Source organism: Mucilaginibacter sp. CSA2-8R, assembly GCF_038806765.1.
In the GTDB taxonomy this organism is placed as follows: Bacteria; Bacteroidota; Bacteroidia; order Sphingobacteriales; family Sphingobacteriaceae; genus Mucilaginibacter.
In genome coordinates, this window is sequence record NZ_CP152389.1 from 3,623,858 (window position 1) to 3,643,636 (window position 19,779).

A 19,779-nucleotide genomic window follows, 5' to 3' on the forward strand; every position below is an offset into this window, starting at 1 on the left:
GCATAGCATTTGCCAGGGTTTAAATAGAGCTACTTTAAGTAAGGGGGCGTATATGATGCCGATGGTACGTAGTCAACCGGCAAGAGTTCAGCTACCTTACTTTTAGACCATGTGCCTTCAAACAATGTGCTTCGTGATGATACTATGGCACCGTTATTATCAAACACTGCATAGGGCCTGTATAAAGTTACTACACTGGTTTCATAATTTTCCATATCTAATGGCCGGTAAATATCTTTGAAGTCCATGGTTTCGCGTTTTTTCGTATAAATGACATACAAGCATTCCGGAAACTGTATGGCAAATAATCCGTTACGATCTGTGGTATGCACTACCTGGTCGGGAGTTAACGGCTGACGGTATAATGTTTCATGGTACTTAGGTAATTCATACATCCTTACCCAATAATTGAGAGAGTCGCGGTTAACCATTTGAAACTTGTCAATTTTTCGCTGTATCAACTCCTGAGGCGGACGTTCCGGGTTAGGCCTTCGGGCCAGAATATTCATGATAAAACCCTCTTTAGCATAATTGCCGCTAACCAACGACCTGAAAAAATGCAGGCTTGATCCATAATACGTATCCTGCCTTCGCTCTTCCCATTTACGTTTTTGAACCTCGCTGCCCGGCAAATCTTCATATAAAATTCTGCCTTCCCATGATATTAAGTTGTTGAGCTTATCGCTTTTAAATGATTTTAACAAAAATTTCACCCGGTAACCCAAAGCCTTATTTTCGATATTGATGAAGTCGTAGGAGAAAGCTTCGAGTGTTCTTTTTGAGCGACGGTAAACCAAAGTAATATCATGGGGATTGGTAATTTTGCATTGTTTGGCATTAGCCGACGTACCTAAAAACTCAGTCAAAAACATGGCATAATTGCTTTTCCAATTGGCATTATCGGTAACAACTACCTCGCCTAACTGCATTACCTGCGGCTTAAGCTCAGCGTTAATGGTAAGCGCCTGACTGCCTACCAACACCTGCTGCGTTTGTTCTTCAAAACCTACCGAGGTCATCACCAAATCATATTGGCCGGGGCGTATGCCTCTCAGAGTGTAAGTACCATCCTCGGATGTGGTAGTGCCCACCGTAGCGTTGCTTAAAAACACGCTTACTTTTGCTAAAGGCTCTTTAGTATCGGCCCTCAATACTTTACCGGTAATAACACCTGTTTGCGCCAACAAAATTACCGGAAAAAGCAGGTATACAGCAATGAGTATTAAGCGGCGCATGGGGTATTTAAACGGCTTGTTAATCAATAGTGATGGTACTGTTCAAAAGTAGTATTTAAACGTATTTTATTAAATAAATTGTAGCGCACTTTAATCGCGCCATAAGAAAGGAAACAGGATGAGCGAAATAGCAATCACAATCACATTGATAGCTGCTAATACGCCAAAGTTTCCGTAGCTTAAACTACGGTCTAACCCATCCATAGCGCTCTTACTGATTTTAACCAGCAGCATAATTACTGGTAATATAACCGGGAAGCTCAACACCGCCATCAGCGTACCGTTATTACCTGCTTTAGCGGCAATAGCCGAAACCATAGTAAACACTGTTGAAAAGGTGATACCGCCAGCTAATACCACTAAAAAATACCATAAAGTATCACCTATAGTATTAGTAAAAAACACCATATACACCAGCAATGCTAAAAAGCTGAGGAGGCTCATTAATAAAGCGTTGTAAATAGTTTTGGAAAGTAAAATAGCTTGCGGACTGGCAATGGTATAATAATAAAGCAACCGGCTGCGGCTCTCCTGCAAAAAACTTTTGGCGATAGCGTTCACTGCGGCAAAAAGAATAATAATCCAGAACAAAACGTTCCAAACTAACGAATAACCCGAACTGCTTTTGAAATTTGGGGTAAGGTTGAAGGCAATATAGCAAACAAACACCGTTGACACGATATATAACAATACACCGTTAAATGCGTATTTGGAGCGCCACTCAAGTATGATTTCTTTTTTTAGCAGGGCAACAGTTTGGCGCAACAAATTCATCAGCGCAAATATAGAAATTATTAACTTTGACAGAGGCCGCGCTTAAGCAGCCACCATTAACCATATGCCAATCTACCACCATCCGACGCCCATTGGTACAGCCGTCATCACCGAGCAGGATGGTTATATCACCGCCATATCTGTAAATGGAGACGATCAGCCGACTAATATTGATGCGCCTAACCAAACTCTACTGACAGCTATAGAACAGCTTGACGAATACTTTGCCGGCAAACGTTTAGTGTTTGATTTGCCGCTAAAACCCGAAGGCACTCGGTTTCAGCAAGAAGTTTGGCAGCATTTGCAAACCATCCCTTTTGGTAGTACCGTTACTTACACACAGCAATCCAGGCAAATGCAGCAACCACTTGCTATCAGAGCTATAGCTGCGGCCAATGGCAAAAATAAACTTTGGATTGTGATACCCTGCCACCGCGTAATTGGATCGGGTGGCGAGCTTACCGGTTACGCCGGCGAAATATGGCGAAAAAAATGGCTGTTAGAACACGAGGCAAAAATTGCGGGAGTTGGCCAGCTCAGCTTATTACTCTGAAACCGGCTTTAAGATAGGCAGTTCGTTAATTAACCTTTTCATTTTTTCGTGCAACTGCTGTGGCTGAAACGGCTTAGACAGTACATCGTTCATACCTGCCGACAAGGCCTGCTGCTGCTCATGATCAAAAGTAGCTGCCGACAGCGAGATGATAGGAATACTACGTTTAGGCTCTTCAAAATTTATGCGGATATGTTTTGCCGTTTGATAGCCATTGAGCTCAGGCATATGCGTATCCATCAAAATAATATCGTAATCATTCTCGTTGAGCTTGTCAATTACCTTATTCCCGTTTTCAACAATATCAACGTTTACGTTCCAGTCTTTCAGCATTTTGGAGAGCATAAACTGATTAACCAGGTTATCTTCGGCAATCAAAACGTTAACGTCTGTAAACGGCTCCAGGCACCCTTGTTCTACCACATTGGCAGATGCAGGCTGAATTACTTTGTCGGCTACTTTGTACCAGTTAACAAAGCTGAATACGCTGCCTTTACCTAACTCGCTTGTAACGGTTAGCTCTCCGCCTTTTAGTTCAACAAGCCTTTTAACAATAGTTAGCCCCAACCCGGTTCCGCCATATTTGGCAATCGTGTCTGGCTCGGCCTGCTCAAACGATTCAAATATTTTATTTAATCTGTCTGCAGCGATGCCAATGCCGCTATCGGCTACATTAAACGCAACCCTCACATTGTCATTAATGCGCTGCAAAACACTTACGTGCAGTTTAACGAAACCACGTTCTGTAAACTTAATGGCATTACTAAGCAAGTTCAGTAAAATTTGATTTAACCTCAGCGGATCAATCAGCATTACTTCAGGCAGTTCGTTATCAATGTCAAGAATAAGTTCAATACCCTGCTCGTCGGCTTTATACTTTAATAAACCAAAAACCGAATGCAGCTGCTGCCTAACGAGGCTTGGCTTGTATATGATATTAAACTTACCGGCTTCAATTTTTGAAATATCAAGCACATCATTAATTACACCTAATAATGATTGTGAAGAAACGTCAAGCAAATCCAAAAACTTGCTTTGTTGCTCATCAAGATCCGTTTTGCGCATCATGGTCGTTAAGCCAATAATGCCATTGACCGGCGTGCGCAGTTCATGGCTCATGCTCGCCAAAAAGTCCTCTTTCGACTTACGTGCCCTATCTGATTCTTCTTTGGATTTAATCAGATCTTGCTCATAGCTTTTTTGAGGCGAGATATCGCTCATGTTTAGATAAAGCACCTTATTACTGTAGGTGATACGGCACTCTGCCCATACCATGCGCTTATCAAAGGTTTCGAACGGAAACTCGGCAACGGCAAAGCTCACGTTATTATTAACAATGCTTGACAGCTTGTTTCTGAATTTCGTTTGCTCAGGTTCCAACACCAAGTCTACTATGCTCTTTTGCAATACTTCGGCGGGCTGGTAACCCAATAGCTTGTGCACGGCCGGGTTAACAGATTTAAGCCTGAAATACTGTGCATCTATAGTAGCAATTACATCTGCGGAGTTTTTTACCATAATGGCATAACTCATCAGTTCCTCATTTTTGGCCTTTATTTCTTCTTGTGAGCGGGCCAGTTGTATGAAGGCATCAACTTTAGCTGCAGTGATATATGGATCGAGTGGCTTATATAAATAATCAATAGCACCGGTGCCAAAACCCTTTACCGCGTACTTAGACTCTTTAGAAATGGCAGTAACGAAAATAATTAAAATATCTTTGGTACGTGGGTTGGATTTGAACATCTCTACCAATTCAAAGCCATCAATATTAGGCATTTGAACATCGACCAAGGCGATACTGATTGGATTTTCCCAAGCAATGCGCAAAGCATCATTTGGCGACGTGGTAGACATCAAATTAATATCGTCCCTTCTAAGCAAAGCTTCTAAGGCAATAATATTTTCTTCTTTGTCGTCAACAATCAGTATGTTAACAAGACTCATAGTTCAAACGTAAAAATATAAAAGTAAAGGCTAAATCTGCAAAAATTGATAAATTTCCTCTACATTAAGTATTAATTCTGCCGCATCAATATTCAAAGCGGCTTTCGGCATATCAGCCATTTCGGCATCCGCCGGATTCTGTACTACAGTAAGCGATCCCTGGTTACGCAGTTTTAATAATCCTTGTGCCCCATCCTGGTTAGCGCCGGAAAGTAATATAGCTGTGCACTGATTTTTAAATATCTCACCAGCGCTCTCAAAAGTCACATCTATAGATGGTTTTGAGTACCAAACCGACTCAGATACATCTAAACTAAATTGCTTTTCGTTTTCAATGAGCGTATGGTAGTTGGCCGGCGCAATATAAATTGTATTATTTAAAATCGCGTCCTTATCGCAAACCTCACGTAGATGCATACGACTATGATCACCAAACAGTTTCTCTATTTCGCTAAAAAAGTTTTTTTTCCGGTGAATGATGATAATTACCGTTTTACTAAAATCGGACGGAAGCGTTTTTACGATACGAAAAAGTATCTTGAAAGACCCGGCAGAACCTCCCAATAGCAGCACTTTTGATTGTTGCCACCGCTTTTTCAGATCGTTGTTAAGCTCCAATTTTTTGGTAAATGTTTTCTTTTGAACTAATAGTTTTAAAGCGTTTTTTAAACGCTTCTGACCGTATAGCCTCCTTGCTGCCCAAGCATAAAAAACCTAAAGGGCACAAACTGCGGTAAAATAAATCAAGTATTTTTTCTTGCAAGGCAGATTCAAAGTATATAAACACATTGCGACAACTAATTAACTGAAATTCATTGAATACGTTATCAGAGATTAGGTTGTGGACCGAAAAAAGTGTGTTTTGCTTTAGTTCGGTGTGTATGGTAGCCGCATCATACAAAATAGTAAAATGATCGGTAATGGTTCCGGGCAAACCAGAATACTGGTAATTTTCGGCATACGATTTTATTTTACGCAGACTGTATATGCCTTTTTTAGCTTCTTTAAGTACCTCTGTATTGATATCGGTGCCATAAACAAACGACTTTTTAATTAGCCCGGCCTCTTTCAATAATATAGCCATAGAGTAAACCTCTTCGCCCGAGGAGCAACCGGCGCTCCATATTTTAATATGCTGAAACGTAGATAGGTAAGGCAAAACCTGGCTATTAATCGCCTTATAAAACAACGGATCGCGGAACATTTCTGTTACGTTTACCGTTACCTCTTCCAAAAAATGCTGAAAAAAATCCTTATCGTTAATCACCAAGTGTTTAAGATCATAAAAGGATAATCTTTTAAGCTGTAATATACGGGTAAGCCGGCGTTTTAAAGAAGCCTTTGAATAGCCCGAAAAGTCAAACCCGTATATTTTTTTAATTACGTTTATTAAATCTTCAATTTCGTGAGGCTGCAATAAGTTCCCCTCTTTAGCATCTTCTATCATGTATTACCCCTCTAACCATAGCTGCATTAACGATATTAGCCTATCCATATCAATGGGTTTGGTGATATAATCGTTTGCGCCAGCAGCCAAACATTTTTCACGGTCTTCTTTCATTGCCTTAGCCGTTAATGCTATTACAGGTAACTTATTCCATTTGTTTTGCTTACGTATTTGGCGGGTGGCTTCGTAGCCATCCATTTTCGGCATCATAATATCCATCAGCACTATATCAACGCCTTCGGTAGTTTCCAGCTTTTCTAAAGCTTCATCACCATCATTAGCGATCTCAACATTTAAGTCGTATTGTTGCAACGCACTGCTTAAGGCAAAAATATTACGCATATCATCATCTACTATAAGTACCTTTTTGCCTTTTAATATTTCTTTGCCCTTTGCAGGTGTAACAGGGGCTTTACTGGCCGATGCTGCCTGCGGTGCTGGGTTGGTACTTACTTTGTGCAAGAACAGGTTAACCTCATCAATCAGTCTATCGGCCGATTTATTGGTTTTCATCACCATGGCGTTGGCATACTGCATCAGTCGGTTAACTGATGTTTTGTCAAGCTCCATGGCAGTGTTTACAATAACAGGTAATGCAGCAAAACGATCGATAGCCTTAATGCGGTCCAGCAAATCCAGTCCCGACTCATCAGGCAGATTCAAATCTAAGATTACACATTGGTAATCGTTATTCTTCAGCATGTTGTAGGCTTGCTCGCCTGTAAATGCTTGGTCTACCGTGATGCCTTGCTTTTGCATCAATTCTTTAAGGGCCTGGCTTTGTGCCTCATGATCTTCTACCAGTAGTATTTGCTTAAACTGGACACCACTCTGGCTCATCAAATCCGTAAACAATTTGTCGAGCGTTTCGGTGTTAATCGGCTTTTTCATAAAGCTGATTGCTCCCTCACGGCGAACTTTATTAGCCGTGGCCTCTCCTGCTGACATCAAATGCACCGGAATATTGGCAGTAGCTTCATTAGCTTTCAGCTCTTTAAGTATCTGCCATCCATCTTTGCCCGGCAGCATAATATCTAATATTACGGCGTCGGGCATTTTTTCTTCTATAATTTCGACGGCATGCGTACCCTCAGCTACCATTACCGAATCGTAACCATGATCACGGGCATAGTCATGTAAGATATCGGCAAAGTTGCGGTCATCTTCAACAATGACTACTAAAGGCATTGAGCGGCCCGGAGCCATCGGTGCACTTTGTATCGGCTGTAAAAAGTCGCTGAGCTGGTTATAACTTTCAACGGTTGGCAACGTTGGCTCCTCGGCAGATTTAGGCACCGCCTGATTGGCCAATAGCGGAATAGTTAATGTAAACTCGCTACCTACATTAACTTCACTGCTTACGTTGATTTCGCCACCTAAGAGAATTGCCAGCTCGCGGCTGATAGACAATCCTAAACCGGTACCGCCGTATTTACGGCTGGTAGACCCATCGGCCTGCTGAAATGCCTCAAAAATAAGCTTCTGCTTTTCGGGTGCAATACCAATACCAGAGTCTCTTACTGCAAAGCTTATAGTGTTTGGCTTGTTGCCTGGTTTGGCATTAACGCTTATTACACCATGTTCAGGCGTAAACTTAAAGGCGTTAGAGAGCATGTTTTTAATTACCTGTTCTACCCGTACTTTATCGGTAAAGATTGTATCGGGCAGATCGCGCAGGTTGGTTGTGAATTTAATTTGCTTGTTACGGGCAACTTCGGCAAATAATTGCTCCACATCTTTCAGTATCTCAGTAACCGGCACGTCATCGTTCTGCATTTCCAGTTTACCCGATTCAATTTTTGAAAGATCAAGAATATCGTTAATCAGGGTCAGCAAATCGTTACCAGCGTTAAATATAACACTGGCATATTTTATCTGATCGTCGCTCAGGTTAGCAGTTTTGTTATCCTTTAATATACGGGCCAGTACCAGAATACTATTTAACGGTGTGCGCAACTCGTGGCTCATGTTGGCTAAAAACTCAGATTTGTATTTGCCTGTAGTTTCCAGCTCATTTACTTTTAAGTTGATGGCTGCACGTGCTTCTTCAATAGCCTGGTTCTTCTCCTCGAGCAAACTGGCTTTCTCTTCCAATTCCGCATTAATAGTGCGTAACTCTTCCTGCTGCACGCGCAGTTCCTCTTCCGAGGCTTGCAGCATCTCAGTTTTGTTGAGCAGCTCTTCGTTGGTAACGCGCATTTCCTCCTGTTGTGCTTCCAACTCTTCGGCTTGCTGCTGCGTCTCTTCGAACAAGTCATGCATAATGGTGCGCGCCTGTGCTGTGTTGATGGCAATACCAATATCGTCGGCAGCGGCCAGGATATAGTCATGCTGCGATGGCGTAATTACCTGCTGGTAGGCAATCTCCATAACGCCAATTAACTTTTTATCAAAAAAGAAAGGTACAATCAATATTTCAGCAAGCTCCTGATTTATAATAGAAGTTTGCAGCTGTAACTTATTGTTAAGCGTGCCTTTTATAGTAGCGGCTTTTTCATCTTTAGCTACCTGCCCTAACCACCCTTCAGACATGCTGATCACTTTTTTGACCATGCTTACATCATGAAATGCGTAGTAGGCATAAAGGTTAAGGTTATCCTTCTCAGCATCGTATAAATAGAATGTCCCGCTCAGGGCATCAGTATAACGGCAAACTTCTTTTAACACATTGTCCGACAGATCTTTTTCATTCTGCTGCCCCTGCATTTTCTCGTTCAATTCACCTATGCCCGTAAGTAACCAGTTTTTATCTTCGTTTTCGGCCAATACCCTCCCTAACTCAATATTGGTGTTCTTGATCTCAGCTTCGATTTTTTTCTGCTGCTCAAAGGTTTTCTGAATATAGATAAAGAGGACAATGATGATAACAAGAAAAACCAACGAACCTACAGTAATTGTTAATACAGTAGCACTGGCAGCCGCTGCAGTTTGCTCTTTACCCAAACGCAGCGATTTACTTTCAGCAAGCGTAATTTTATCAATCGAAACACGGGCATTATCCATCAATGCTTTACCATTTAAAAGCATGTTACGCTGCACCATATACTCTAAACCAAATGCATCGCGTGTATCGATATTGGTTTTCATTTGTGTCAAAGCACTATTGCACGCAGCAATCAACGCGTTAATGTTCCCTTGTTGGTCAGCATCATTTGTTACCAAATTTTCCAACCGCGCAAATGCCTGGTTAATTTGGGGCACGGCCGCGTTGTAAGGTTCCAAAAATTTTGACTTGCCGGTGGCTGCATATCCGCGCATGCCGGTTTCGGCATCAATAAGTAATTGCAGCACCTTATGCGAGGTGTTTACTATTTGCTGGCTGTGCTCTACTTGTGTTTGATTATTTTTTAACTGATTAATGCTGCGGTAAGAGAAGATAGCTACCGTAAAAACCAGTACAATAGAGAAAGCAAACCCGGTTAGTACTTGGGTACGAAAATTTAATTTAAACATGTATAGGTTAAAGATGATGCTTTAACGAAATAACCACGTTAATGGTTTCCGTTATTCAAATTTAAGGATAAATCTACAAAATGTTTAAGCAAAACGTTAAACAGCGATGCAATGTCGCCATAATTCATGTTTAACGGTAATAAACCGCACAATGATAGATCTTATCCTAAATCCAATGGTCAGAACCAGGCAAAGAACTGCGTAGCGTTTAAAAAAAAATTGCACCATAAAAACTATTCGACCACTTACGATGCAAAAGGCGGAAGCCAAAAGTTTACCGAATTGCTTTCGGTTCTGTGTCGTTCTCTGACTTGAATGTACCCAGAACACTCATTACAGCGCCGGCAAACAGTAAATACCAGCCCCATTTAAATCTGATTAACTTAGCCAGAAACCCGGCCATCACTTTAAAGGGGATAAAGCTAAACGTAGTATTTACTTTTAACTGAGCAGCAATAAAGAATAAGATTGCCAACACTAAAGATGCCCAGGCTGCAACACGAGCTAAACCCTGTTGCTTTAACATGATGGCTATGATGCCTATAACGACAACCAAAAGCATTACTATACCGTAAGGCTTATTTAAATCATACGCGTTCCAGTTCATGATACCGAAGGGACGAAGCAACGGGCACCAGGTAGCGGCCATAAAAACGATAAACCCAATAAATGATAAATAAGCTTTTGGTTGCATGGTGTAGGTTGGTATACATCAGGTTAAAAGTAATGAGCTACCACTTTTAACCTGATATGACGTATGAAAGAAGTTTGTTATAATTACTTATCAATTTCCATTTTTTCGGCAAAATGGGCACAGTAATCGCGCAGGTCTTCTACAATATTTTTTTCGCCGGTGGCACGTAGAAAGCTGTCGCCCATGGTTTGCAATGTTTCAAAGAAAAACTTTTTCATTTCATCTACCGGCATATCCTTAGTCCATAAATCAATACGTAAGGTGTTTTTATAGTTATGATCCCATAAGGCCAGCATAAACGATTTTACCGGTAACGCTTCCTGGGTTTGCGAATCTGTTGATTGCCAGGTAATATTTTCGGGTACGTTGTTATCGTCCAGATCAACTATCAGCTTTATTTCAGCTCTTTTCATAGGGTTTAATGTCTAACAAGTAAATAAATAACGGCCGTGAACAGTATAAAACTCATCTCGACCAGCCAAAGGGTTTTGGTTTGCGGAAAAAAGTTTCTAAAAATGAGGTCTAAAAACGAGGCCACAATACCAAAAAAGAAGAAGATCAAAGCAATAGTACCAGTCCATTGCTTAAGGTCGTTGCCGGTAACGCTAACCGGTTTATATAGCCAGGTAATTAAGGCAAGCACAATAAAAAATGCCGTGGCAAAATTTAAAGGTGTAAGTTTAAATTTCATTACTTTCTTTTTCGGATTGATTTACCGCGGGTAGTTTTTGGTTTACCGTGTTTTTTGGCGAGCTGCTGCTTATGGCCCAAAACAGGCTTTCTTTCCACCCGTTCTTTCTTGTCGTGAAATGCACCTTTAAACTCCGGATCTTCGCGGCGTTTTTGCATATCAATTTCGCGGGCCTGCTCCTGCCGTTCTTCGTAAGGTGTTTCTTCTACAAAAACATCGCCGGGCAAAGGCAACACACTAACGGGCTGACGGATTAGCTTTTCTATCTTTCCCAAATAATACTCTTCGGCAGGGTTACAAAACGTAATGGCCTCACCGGCCTGCAAGGCACGCCCGGTACGGCCTATACGATGCACATAATCTTCAATAACTATCGGCACATCAAAATTTATAACGTGGCTTACGTTGCTAACATCAATACCACGGGCAGCAACATCCGTAGCTACCAATATCTTTACCTCATCGGTTTTAAAAGCGTTGATTGAATTGATGCGGGTATTTTGCCCCTTGTTGGCATGCAAAACCTTTACCTGTTCATCATCGTATTTGCGCACCAGAAATTTATATACATCCTCGGCCGAGGTACGGGTTTTACAAAAAACAATCAGCTTTTTGATGTCCTCATCCCGGTCCAGCAGCTTTTTAAGCAGGTTAATTTTGGTTTTGATGTTCGGAACAAAATACAAATACTGACTTACCGTTTGAGCCGGCGTAGCTTGCGGCGTAATTTCAACAACGGTTGGGAATTCTAAAAAGTTACCCGACAGCAATTGCACTTTATCAGACATCGTAGCCGAAAACAGCAAATTCTGCCGTTTGCGCGGTACTACTTCTAAAATGCGGTTAATCTGGGGCATAAAGCCCATATCCATCATCTTATCAGCTTCGTCTAACACCAGCACCTGCAGCGGCTTAGTCAAAATATGGCCTGCCAGGTAAATATCTAAGAACCGGCCCGGCGTTGCTACAATAATATCAACACCTTTTTTGATGTTCTCAATTTGTGTTTTAGGGCCTAATCCGCCATATAAAATAACTGTACGCAAATCGGTATTTACGGCAAACTGCTTAATATTTTCCTCAATTTGCATGGCCAGCTCACGGGTAGGCGCCAAAATTAAAGCCCGGGCATCATTGCCCTGTGCATACTTAAGCTTCATTAAAATTGGCAATACATAAGCGGCAGTTTTACCTGTGCCCGTTTGCGCTATTCCCATTACATCCTGCCCGTTTAATATAGGCGGCATAGCTTTTTGCTGTATCGGCGTAGCTTCTGTATAACCGGCATCGGCTATCGCATTTAAAATTTGCCGGTTAAAATTAAAATCTTCAAAAGGTACGCCCATAGCGCGCAAAGATACAGTTTAGTTACTAAGATGTAAAGCTGCGACTTATTGCCTTGTTTCTTTGACATTGATCAGGCTTAACTTTCGTTTCACTTTAAGCCCTAAACTGTAAATTAAGTACCCTTTTGTTTTTTGTTTATCAAAATAAACCTCTTACATTTAAAACACAAAAGCTTTAATACCGTAAAAGCCAATATAAAGCTATTGAGCGCATAAAACCTTACATACGTCCTGAAGAAGCAAACGATTAAAGTTGTTTTGCTGAATCGAACACTTTAATTATGTCAAAATCCTTATCAGCCTATATACCGTCTATAGATGGTTTGCGTGGAATATCTATTCTGATGGTTTTTATAGCTCATATTGGTTTTGAGCGTATTGTACCCGGAGGATTAGGTGTTACTATATTTTTCTTCATCAGCGGTTATCTGATCACCACCCTCTTAATTGATGAGTTTATAACTCATCGGGATATTGATTTTAAACTCTTTTTTACCCGCAGGCTTTTGCGCCTTTACCCACCCCTGTTATTTATGCTGGTTTTGTACGGGGTCTATTTAATAATCACCCGCAGCAACTTTTATACTGCCGAGCTTTGGGCATCATTATTCTATTACGAAAATTATCATTTCTTTAATCAGCCGTTGCAAAGCTCCCCTATCTGTAAAATACTATGGTCTTTGGCTGTTGAGGAGCACTTTTATTTGTTATTCCCACCGCTGTTTTTGATTTTGGCTAAAACGCCTAAGTTTTTTGTAAGCGCGTTGGTGATGCTTTTGTTTATCCCTCTGGCACTGCGCATTTCGGGTACAATGCTTTATGGCAACAGTGGAGACGTCATCGAACGTTACACCTACTGCCTAACACATACCCGTTTTGATTCGATTATGTATGGTTGTTTAGCCAGCCTGTTACTGCACTTAAATATCTCCGGTAGTTTTGCTAAAGTTTTGGCAGATAAAAGGATTTTTATAATCGCTTTAGTAGCCATCATCGGATGCTTGTTTTACCGTAACGAATTTTTCCGTAATACGCTGCGGTATTCGATACAGGGCCTGGCGCTTTTTATTATTGTACCGGCTATTATTAACGTTAAAACTTATCAGCCTTTAAAGTCTTTCTTGTCTTCAGCTGTTTTAGTTTGGATTGGCCGCTTGAGTTACGCTATTTACTTAACGCACATGATTGCCATCAGTGCCTTATCTTTTTTGCGCGAGGGCGGGCATACGATTGTATTTTATATTGCTGTAACTATTTTAACGGCAATACTGGCGGTAAGCTGTCATTACCTCATCGAAAAACCATTTGCCCGCTTGCGTAAGCGCTTCAAGCCAAGTTACCGGTTAGTAGTTGCTTAAGGCGGCAGTCAAATACTATTTCAAAAACCAGCGTTGTTAAACACGCTTTGATGTTTTTATTTTTTACAGCCGTTATTTAAATTACTCATTTACCTTTGCTACATGGCGACTGTATTAATTAAAGCTGCTACGGTAGTAAATGAAAACCGCCGTTTTGTGGCCGATGTATTGGTAAAAGACGGTTTTATTGAGCGAATTGATCAATCCATTAACACCCCTGCCGACCAGGTAATTAATGCAGAAGGCCTGCACTTGCTGCCGGGTTGCATTGACGATCAGGTGCATTTTCGTGAGCCTGGCCTCACGCACAAAGCCGAAATTTATACCGAAGCGCGTGCTGCCGTAGCTGGGGGTATTACCTCCTTTATGGAGATGCCGAATACCGTGCCCAATACGCTTACGCAGCAATTGCTGGAAGATAAATACGCCATTGCCGCACAAAAGTCGTTAGCCAATTATTCGTTTTATATGGGTGCATCCAACGATAACCTGGAAGAGGTGTTGCGTACCGATGTGGCTAATGTTTGCGGCATTAAGGTTTTTATGGGCTCATCAACCGGTAACATGCTGGTAGATAACCCAAAAACGCTCGAAAACTTATTCTCGCAATCGCCACTGCTTATTGCTGTACATTGTGAGGATGAGCAAACCATAAAAAATAATTTAGCTTATTATAAGGCACAACTGGGCGACAATATTACGATTGATTATCATCCCAAAATAAGAAGTACAGAGGCTTGCTACTTATCTTCTTCGATGGCAGTTGAACTAGCCAAACAACACAACGCACGCTTACACATCCTGCATATATCTACAGCTAAAGAAACTGAGCTGTTTGATAACAGCATTCCGTTAAAAGATAAAAGGATTACTGCCGAAGCTTGCGTACACCACCTTTGGTTTACCGAAGATGATTACGCCACTAAGGGCAACTTAATTAAATGGAACCCTGCTGTTAAATCAGCGCAAGACCGTGATGCTATTTTGAAAGCAGTACTGGATGGCCGTATTGATATAATTGCGACCGATCATGCGCCGCACACCACCGAAGAAAAAGCGCAGCCTTACCTGCAGGCACCATCTGGCGGCCCGCTGGTGCAGCATGCGCTACCAGCCTTATTGGCTCTGCATCAGCAGAGTAAAATAAGCCTTGAACAAATTGCCGAAAAAACAGCCCATAACGTAGCTACCTGCTTTCAGATCGATAAACGCGGATTTATTCGCGAAGGCTACTGGGCCGACTTGGTATTAGTAAATTTAAACCAACCTTGGACGGCTACCACCGAGAACACTTTATATAAATGCGGATGGAGCCCTTTTGAAGGAACTCATTTTCCGGCGAGTATTATACATACAATGGTATCGGGTAACGTAGTTTATAGTGAAGGTAATTTTAACGAGACAAACCGCGGTCAGCGGCTTACATTTAACCGATAATCGTTATTTTCACACCTGTAAATAACGTTCCCTATAATTAACGCTGCTGTATGTATAATCGCCGCAAATTTGTGAAGCTATCGGCTGCCGGTGCTTCGTTATCTGTTTTATCTAACAACCTGCTGGCTAATTCATTGCCAAAGCCATCAACTGCCGGCGGCTTTCCGATCGTTATTTCGACCTGGAACTTTGGCATTGCTGCCAATCAGGAAGCCTGGAAAACATTATCAGCCGGCGGAAGGGCATTAGATGCAGTTGAAGCCGGCGTTAAAATACCCGAAGCTGATATTACCAATCACACGGTAGGCCGCTCGGGTTACCCCGACCGCGACGGGCACGTTACCTTGGATGCCTGTATTATGGACGAAAATGGCAACTGCGGTGCGGTAGCCGCTATGGAATATATTGCTCATCCTATATCGGTAGCACGGTTGGTGATGGAAAAAACCCCTCATGTGATGCTGGTTGGCGAAGGCGCTACCCAGTTTGCTGTGGAGCAGGGCTTTAAAAAAGAAAAACTATTGCAGGCCGACTCTGAAAAAGCCTGGAAAGAATGGCTTAAGAAAGCTGAATATAAGCCTGTAATTAATATAGAAAACAGCAAGGGCTTGCCAGGCAACCAGTATAACCATGATACTATTGGCATGCTGGCCCTTGATGCTAAAGGCAATATATCGGGTGCTTGTACCACCAGTGGCATGGCGTTTAAAATGCATGGCCGCGTTGGCGACAGCCCAATTATAGGTGCAGGGTTGTACGTAGATAACGAAGTAGGCGGAGCCACCTCAACCGGTGTTGGCGAAGAAGTGATTCGTAACGTGGGCAGCTTTTTGGTGGTTGAATTGATGCGCCAGGGCCTTTCGCCGGAAGCGGCCTGTAAAGAGGCCGTACAACGCATTATTAAAAAGAAACCCGAAACAGCCAAGCAAATCCAGGTAGGCTTTTTGGCTATTAATAAAAAAGGTGAGTACGGTGCTTATGCTATACAAAAGGGATTTTCGTACGCAGTTTGTGATAAAAACAAACAAGACCTGCTGATTGACGGCAAGAGTTTTTATTAACTACAACTCCGCATTTAACTTGCTGCTTCGCCAGAATATTTGCCACTTAAACTGATACGCTAACTAATCATCTTTCTATTTTACCCGCCATGAAAATACAGCTCGAAGTTTGTGCAAATTCAGTACAGTCTGCTATTGCAGCGCAAAAAGGCGGTGCAAGCCGTATCGAACTTTGCGACAATTTACCCGAGGGCGGCACCACTCCCTCATATGGGCTGATCAAAATAGCACGCCGGGAGTTAAACATCCCAATCCATGTGTTGCTGCGCCCGCGTGCAGGTGATTTTTTGTACACAGCGCATGAGTTTGATACCATAAAAGCCGACATCGAAGTTTGCAGCTTGCTTAAATGTGATGCCGTAGTGATTGGAATATTAAATGCTGATGGCACGGTAGACAAAGCCCGCTGCACTGAACTGGTTAAGCTGGCCAAAAAAGCGGGGTTAAAAACCACTTTTCATAGGGCATTTGATATGAGCAATGACCTGTTTCAGGCGCTTGAAGATGTGATTGAAATGGGCTTCGACTGCATTTTAACGTCTGGCGGCAAAACAACAGCCATGGAAGGCGCCAGCAAAATTGTACAGCTCATACAGCAGGCAGCCGGCCGTATAGAAATTATGCCGGGCAGCGGAGTAAACGAAAACAACGTTGCAGATCTTATCCATTTTACCGGGGTAAACATCGTGCATTCATCAGCACGATTGCGCAAGCCAAGCGCCATGCAGTACTCTAACACCGCTATTATGCTTAACTCCCTATCACCCGAAGACTCAATTGATGAAACTGATGAGGGGCGTGTCAGAACTATCATTGCCCGCGCCAATGAGCCTTATCGGGCTTAAAGAACACTTAACGGCAGTATCAACGTAAAACGGTTACGACCGTTACCACCAAACACATCCTGATCAAGCAAGCGGGTGTATCTCAAACCAAAGGTAATAGCGCTTTGGTTAAACCACTGCGTATCAAAATACAACTCTGCTCCTGCCGACCTGAAATCAGCTTTAAAAGTAGTCCCATTTCGGTAAAAGTCGTTCCCGCGGGTATAGTCGTAAAACAGGTTTCCTCTTAAACGCAACAGGTAAACCAAGTTGCCAAATCCGGCATCAGGGTAAGCAATAGGGAAATGATAGTTTGCCCCCACCTTATAGGTGCGGTAAAGGTTATCTGAGGTATACCCTCTCGAAAATGATAACTGGTTGGAGAAGATGGTGTAATTACGATCGCGCCGCTGATGAGCTACATTAATTACCAGGCTATGCGTACCAACTAATCCGGGAAAATAAAATGTGCCCGAAGCTAATAACTGATGTGCGTTAAGGCTATTAATTGTGTTACGGTAGGTTAAGGTGATATTTTGTGCCAGTTGCGGGTAAATGAGCTGATAAGGCTTGGCAATTTGATTGGTGAATGTTACCGAATTATTTAAGTAAGTGTTGTTGGGTAAAGAGTTTTTAAAAGCCTCTTGTTTAACATCATTAATGCTATAATTTACACTGCTTGTAAAATTAAAACGGGTGTAATTACGTCCGCCAGCAAAAAGCAGTGGCACTTTCAACCCGGCTTGTAAACGTGTCTCGTTCCAGTTAACTTCTACAGGGTTACGGTTTTGGTCAAACCCGTAATCGCGCCGGTCTAAGGTATAATTTACGTTGGTAAACAGGTAAGGGAACAAAGCCCCGTAAGTGGTGGTAAAACCAAACTGCTTGTAACCTTCATTACGGTTATAAGTGAATGATAATTCGCTTTCAACGGTGTTTAAAATGTTCTGTCCCAATAACGAAAATGAATACTCCGGGTCATCAATATTAGGAATGAGGCTGTGAAAGTTAAAAGGCCTCGTAAGTTTCGGATACTTGCGGGCAGGTTGGTTTAATGGCTGGATGCCTGCTAACACATTGGCAGCAGAATCCTGCCGGAGCGATTGGATTTTAAAATCAGATAATGACTGAGGGGCACTCACAGGCTGATAGTTGAGTGTACTTTTATCCGCCTCGTGCATGCGATACCCAAATGCGCTAAAACTCACCCAACTAATTTTATTGCTACCAACGGCGGGCTGATAGCCACCAATAAGACGCCGCAACGAGTCGTTATCGAGCTGAAATACTTGTTTATTGGGCACGCTTACTGCAAACAGCCGGTCCATGTTGCCCGCAGTTGCCGTAAAGTAAACCGTATTTTTTTGTACCACCGGGAAAGCCTTGGGCGACATATCCTCAGCAGTGAGCGGTGTAATTTTGCCCGTAGCAATATCAATTAGCGATACCGACATCCGCCCGTCAAACCGGCGCACGGCTGCTACAATCTGCTCATTGTTATAAAATTTAGGATAAGTATAATACACATTGCCCGGATTTGGCACCTCTGCAACCAGCTTACCAGTGGCAGCATCTAAAATATGTAAACTGTACTTTCCGGATGGCGGCACGTTTACGGTGACTATGCGGCTGTTATCCTGATTAAAAGCCGGTGCAAAGTACTTGGTTTTATGGGTTATTGTGCGCTGATAACCGGTAGCTACATCAATAATTTTAAGTTCATTGTATTCGCGGTACCCCCAGCGTACATCTGGTCGCCGTACCGAGTAAATAATCTGGTTGTTATTGTATGTAAAATAACCGTCAACCGTAAAATCACTCAAGCGGATGCGTTTTTCAATATTCCCGGTCTTAATAACGAAGGCAGCACGCTCTTTATAGGATGACTTGCGATAAATGATACTATTCACACCTGCGTAAACCGGAAATTCCTGGTTGCCGATGAAGTGCTGGTTTTTGGGGTATTGCCTTGCTCCTTCTTCCAGCTCGGGCGTTAGCAATTGTTTTTTAAAGTTCCCCAGGGCAGCGTTGCGAAATTGAGTGTAATTAACACCGGTATTTTTTTTAACCGCATGCTGGAACGGATAGGTAAATGCCCTGTACGCGGCGGCATCGTGGTTCACGTTTTTCCAAAGTTGGCTGCCGTAGGTTTCGCGGCCATAAGCAATCATCATGTAGCCTAAAGGATACCAATCGGGCACAAAATCGCGATACGATCCATTGCGCAGCTTCATCCAGCTATAGTTTTTGCCGGTCGCCCATAAGCTGCGGTAACCGTTAAAAAAATAAGGTAAACGCCCACGCCCCTGGCTGGTTAAATGCGTTTCGTTGTAAACGGCATCGCCTTCGGCAAACCAGTTGGGTACGGCCAAAGCATAACCCAGGGCCTGCCCTGCCTCGCCAAAAAGTGTCCTCAAAAACCGCGTTAAACCTACATCTGAGTTATTATATTGCTGTACATGCCTAAACTCGTGTATGGCCAGTTGTTCGGCAATATTGATGCTGCCTAACGAAAAGCTATTTTGAGCAGGTACCGCATAAAATTCGCTCCTGAAAGGCGCTAACCCTACATAACCATTCGTGGTGATTAACTGATTTTGTAATACAATGTTAACTTGCCGTTGCTTAAAGCCAATAGTGGGTTTGGTTAAGTCATTAATTCGCTGCACCACCCCGGCTACCCGCTGCCCAACCGAGTCCAACCCAACCGGGAAAATAACACGAGCCGCAGGGGTATTAATCTGCTGCCATTTAACCGAGGGCGGGTTGCCGCCAAATTCCTGAGCACTCGCGCCGTACACGCCTAAACACAAAAGACTGCACAGGAGAATACGGCTAAATATGGGCTTACACATCGGTGTGAATTTATACAGAAAAGCTGATTTTAGCAACGCTTCTTCAATTCACATAAGCATGACAGGCATTAAGTGAAAACTCGCTACCTTTACCGCCTGTTAAG

16 protein-coding genes are annotated in these 19,779 nt (G+C 42.5%); 5 read left to right on the plus strand and 11 right to left on the minus strand.

What is annotated here, in order from left to right; genetic code table 11:
- Positions 1-29: 29 nt before the first annotated feature.
- Both AAGR14_RS15685 and AAGR14_RS15690 read right to left on the minus strand, forming a co-directional pair.
- Positions 30-1,235 (minus strand): carboxypeptidase-like regulatory domain-containing protein, encoded by a 1,206-nt coding sequence (locus AAGR14_RS15685; protein WP_342645181.1) that lies wholly within the window; start codon positions 1,233-1,235, stop codon positions 30-32.
- A 90-nt stretch (positions 1,236-1,325) separates the two neighbouring features.
- Positions 1,326-2,009: a heme exporter protein CcmB gene (locus AAGR14_RS15690; protein WP_342645182.1), complete on the minus strand. Its 684-nt coding sequence runs from the start codon at positions 2,007-2,009 to the stop codon at positions 1,326-1,328.
- 64 nt (positions 2,010-2,073) lie between these two features.
- Between AAGR14_RS15690 and AAGR14_RS15695 the strand changes: the two genes are divergently transcribed.
- Positions 2,074-2,562: a methylated-DNA--[protein]-cysteine S-methyltransferase gene (locus AAGR14_RS15695; protein WP_342645183.1), complete on the plus strand. Its 489-nt coding sequence runs from the start codon at positions 2,074-2,076 to the stop codon at positions 2,560-2,562.
- Here the strand turns inward: AAGR14_RS15695 and AAGR14_RS15700 are convergent.
- From AAGR14_RS15700 to AAGR14_RS15735, 8 genes are all read right to left on the minus strand, one after another.
- Positions 2,554-4,509, minus strand: a complete 1,956-nt coding sequence (locus AAGR14_RS15700; RefSeq protein ID WP_342645184.1) for a response regulator — start codon at positions 4,507-4,509, stop codon at positions 2,554-2,556. The genes AAGR14_RS15695 and AAGR14_RS15700 overlap by 9 nt on opposite strands.
- Before the next feature lie 30 nt (positions 4,510-4,539).
- On the minus strand, positions 4,540-5,127 hold the full coding sequence (locus AAGR14_RS15705; protein ID WP_342645185.1) for a chemotaxis protein CheB: 588 nt from the start codon (positions 5,125-5,127) through the stop codon (positions 4,540-4,542).
- Positions 5,117-5,956: a protein-glutamate O-methyltransferase CheR gene (locus AAGR14_RS15710; protein WP_342645186.1), complete on the minus strand. Its 840-nt coding sequence runs from the start codon at positions 5,954-5,956 to the stop codon at positions 5,117-5,119. The genes AAGR14_RS15705 and AAGR14_RS15710 overlap by 11 nt, the downstream gene beginning before the upstream one ends.
- A 3-nt stretch (positions 5,957-5,959) precedes the next feature.
- Positions 5,960-9,409, minus strand: a complete 3,450-nt coding sequence (locus AAGR14_RS15715) for a response regulator (RefSeq protein ID WP_342645187.1) — start codon at positions 9,407-9,409, stop codon at positions 5,960-5,962.
- Positions 9,410-9,683: 274 nt separating this feature from the next.
- Positions 9,684-10,103, minus strand: coding sequence for a hypothetical protein (locus AAGR14_RS15720; protein ID WP_342645188.1), 420 nt, complete (start codon positions 10,101-10,103; stop codon positions 9,684-9,686).
- Positions 10,104-10,186: 83 nt separating this feature from the next.
- Positions 10,187-10,516: a gliding motility protein GldC gene (gene gldC, locus AAGR14_RS15725; RefSeq protein WP_342645189.1), complete on the minus strand. Its 330-nt coding sequence runs from the start codon at positions 10,514-10,516 to the stop codon at positions 10,187-10,189.
- A 5-nt stretch (positions 10,517-10,521) separates the two neighbouring features.
- Positions 10,522-10,794 carry a hypothetical protein gene (locus AAGR14_RS15730; RefSeq protein ID WP_342645190.1) on the minus strand — a complete coding sequence of 91 codons (273 nt, stop codon included), beginning with the start codon at positions 10,792-10,794 and terminating at the stop codon, positions 10,522-10,524.
- Positions 10,794-12,140, minus strand: coding sequence for a DEAD/DEAH box helicase (locus AAGR14_RS15735; RefSeq protein WP_342645191.1), 1,347 nt, complete (start codon positions 12,138-12,140; stop codon positions 10,794-10,796). Before AAGR14_RS15735 ends, AAGR14_RS15730 begins: the two co-directional genes overlap by 1 nt.
- Before the next feature lie 281 nt (positions 12,141-12,421).
- Here AAGR14_RS15735 and AAGR14_RS15740 point away from each other — a divergent pair, with 281 nt between their 5' ends.
- The 4 genes from AAGR14_RS15740 to AAGR14_RS15755 all read left to right on the plus strand — a co-directional run bounded on the left by AAGR14_RS15740 (position 12,422) and on the right by AAGR14_RS15755 (position 16,841).
- A complete protein-coding gene (locus AAGR14_RS15740) occupies positions 12,422-13,498 on the plus strand; it encodes an acyltransferase (RefSeq protein ID WP_342645192.1) in 1,077 nt (358 codons plus the stop codon).
- Between the two features lie 102 nt (positions 13,499-13,600).
- Positions 13,601-14,935, plus strand: a complete 1,335-nt coding sequence (locus tag AAGR14_RS15745; protein WP_342645193.1) for a dihydroorotase — start codon at positions 13,601-13,603, stop codon at positions 14,933-14,935.
- Between the two features lie 50 nt (positions 14,936-14,985).
- A complete protein-coding gene (locus tag AAGR14_RS15750) occupies positions 14,986-15,996 on the plus strand; it encodes a N(4)-(beta-N-acetylglucosaminyl)-L-asparaginase (protein ID WP_342645194.1) in 1,011 nt (336 codons plus the stop codon).
- Between the two features lie 89 nt (positions 15,997-16,085).
- On the plus strand, positions 16,086-16,841 hold the full coding sequence (locus tag AAGR14_RS15755; RefSeq protein WP_342645195.1) for a copper homeostasis protein CutC: 756 nt from the start codon (positions 16,086-16,088) through the stop codon (positions 16,839-16,841).
- Here the strand turns inward: AAGR14_RS15755 and AAGR14_RS15760 are convergent.
- Positions 16,838-19,675 carry a hypothetical protein gene (locus AAGR14_RS15760; protein WP_342645196.1) on the minus strand — a complete coding sequence of 946 codons (2,838 nt, stop codon included), beginning with the start codon at positions 19,673-19,675 and terminating at the stop codon, positions 16,838-16,840. The genes AAGR14_RS15755 and AAGR14_RS15760 overlap by 4 nt on opposite strands.
- Between the last annotated feature and the right edge of the window lie 104 nt (positions 19,676-19,779).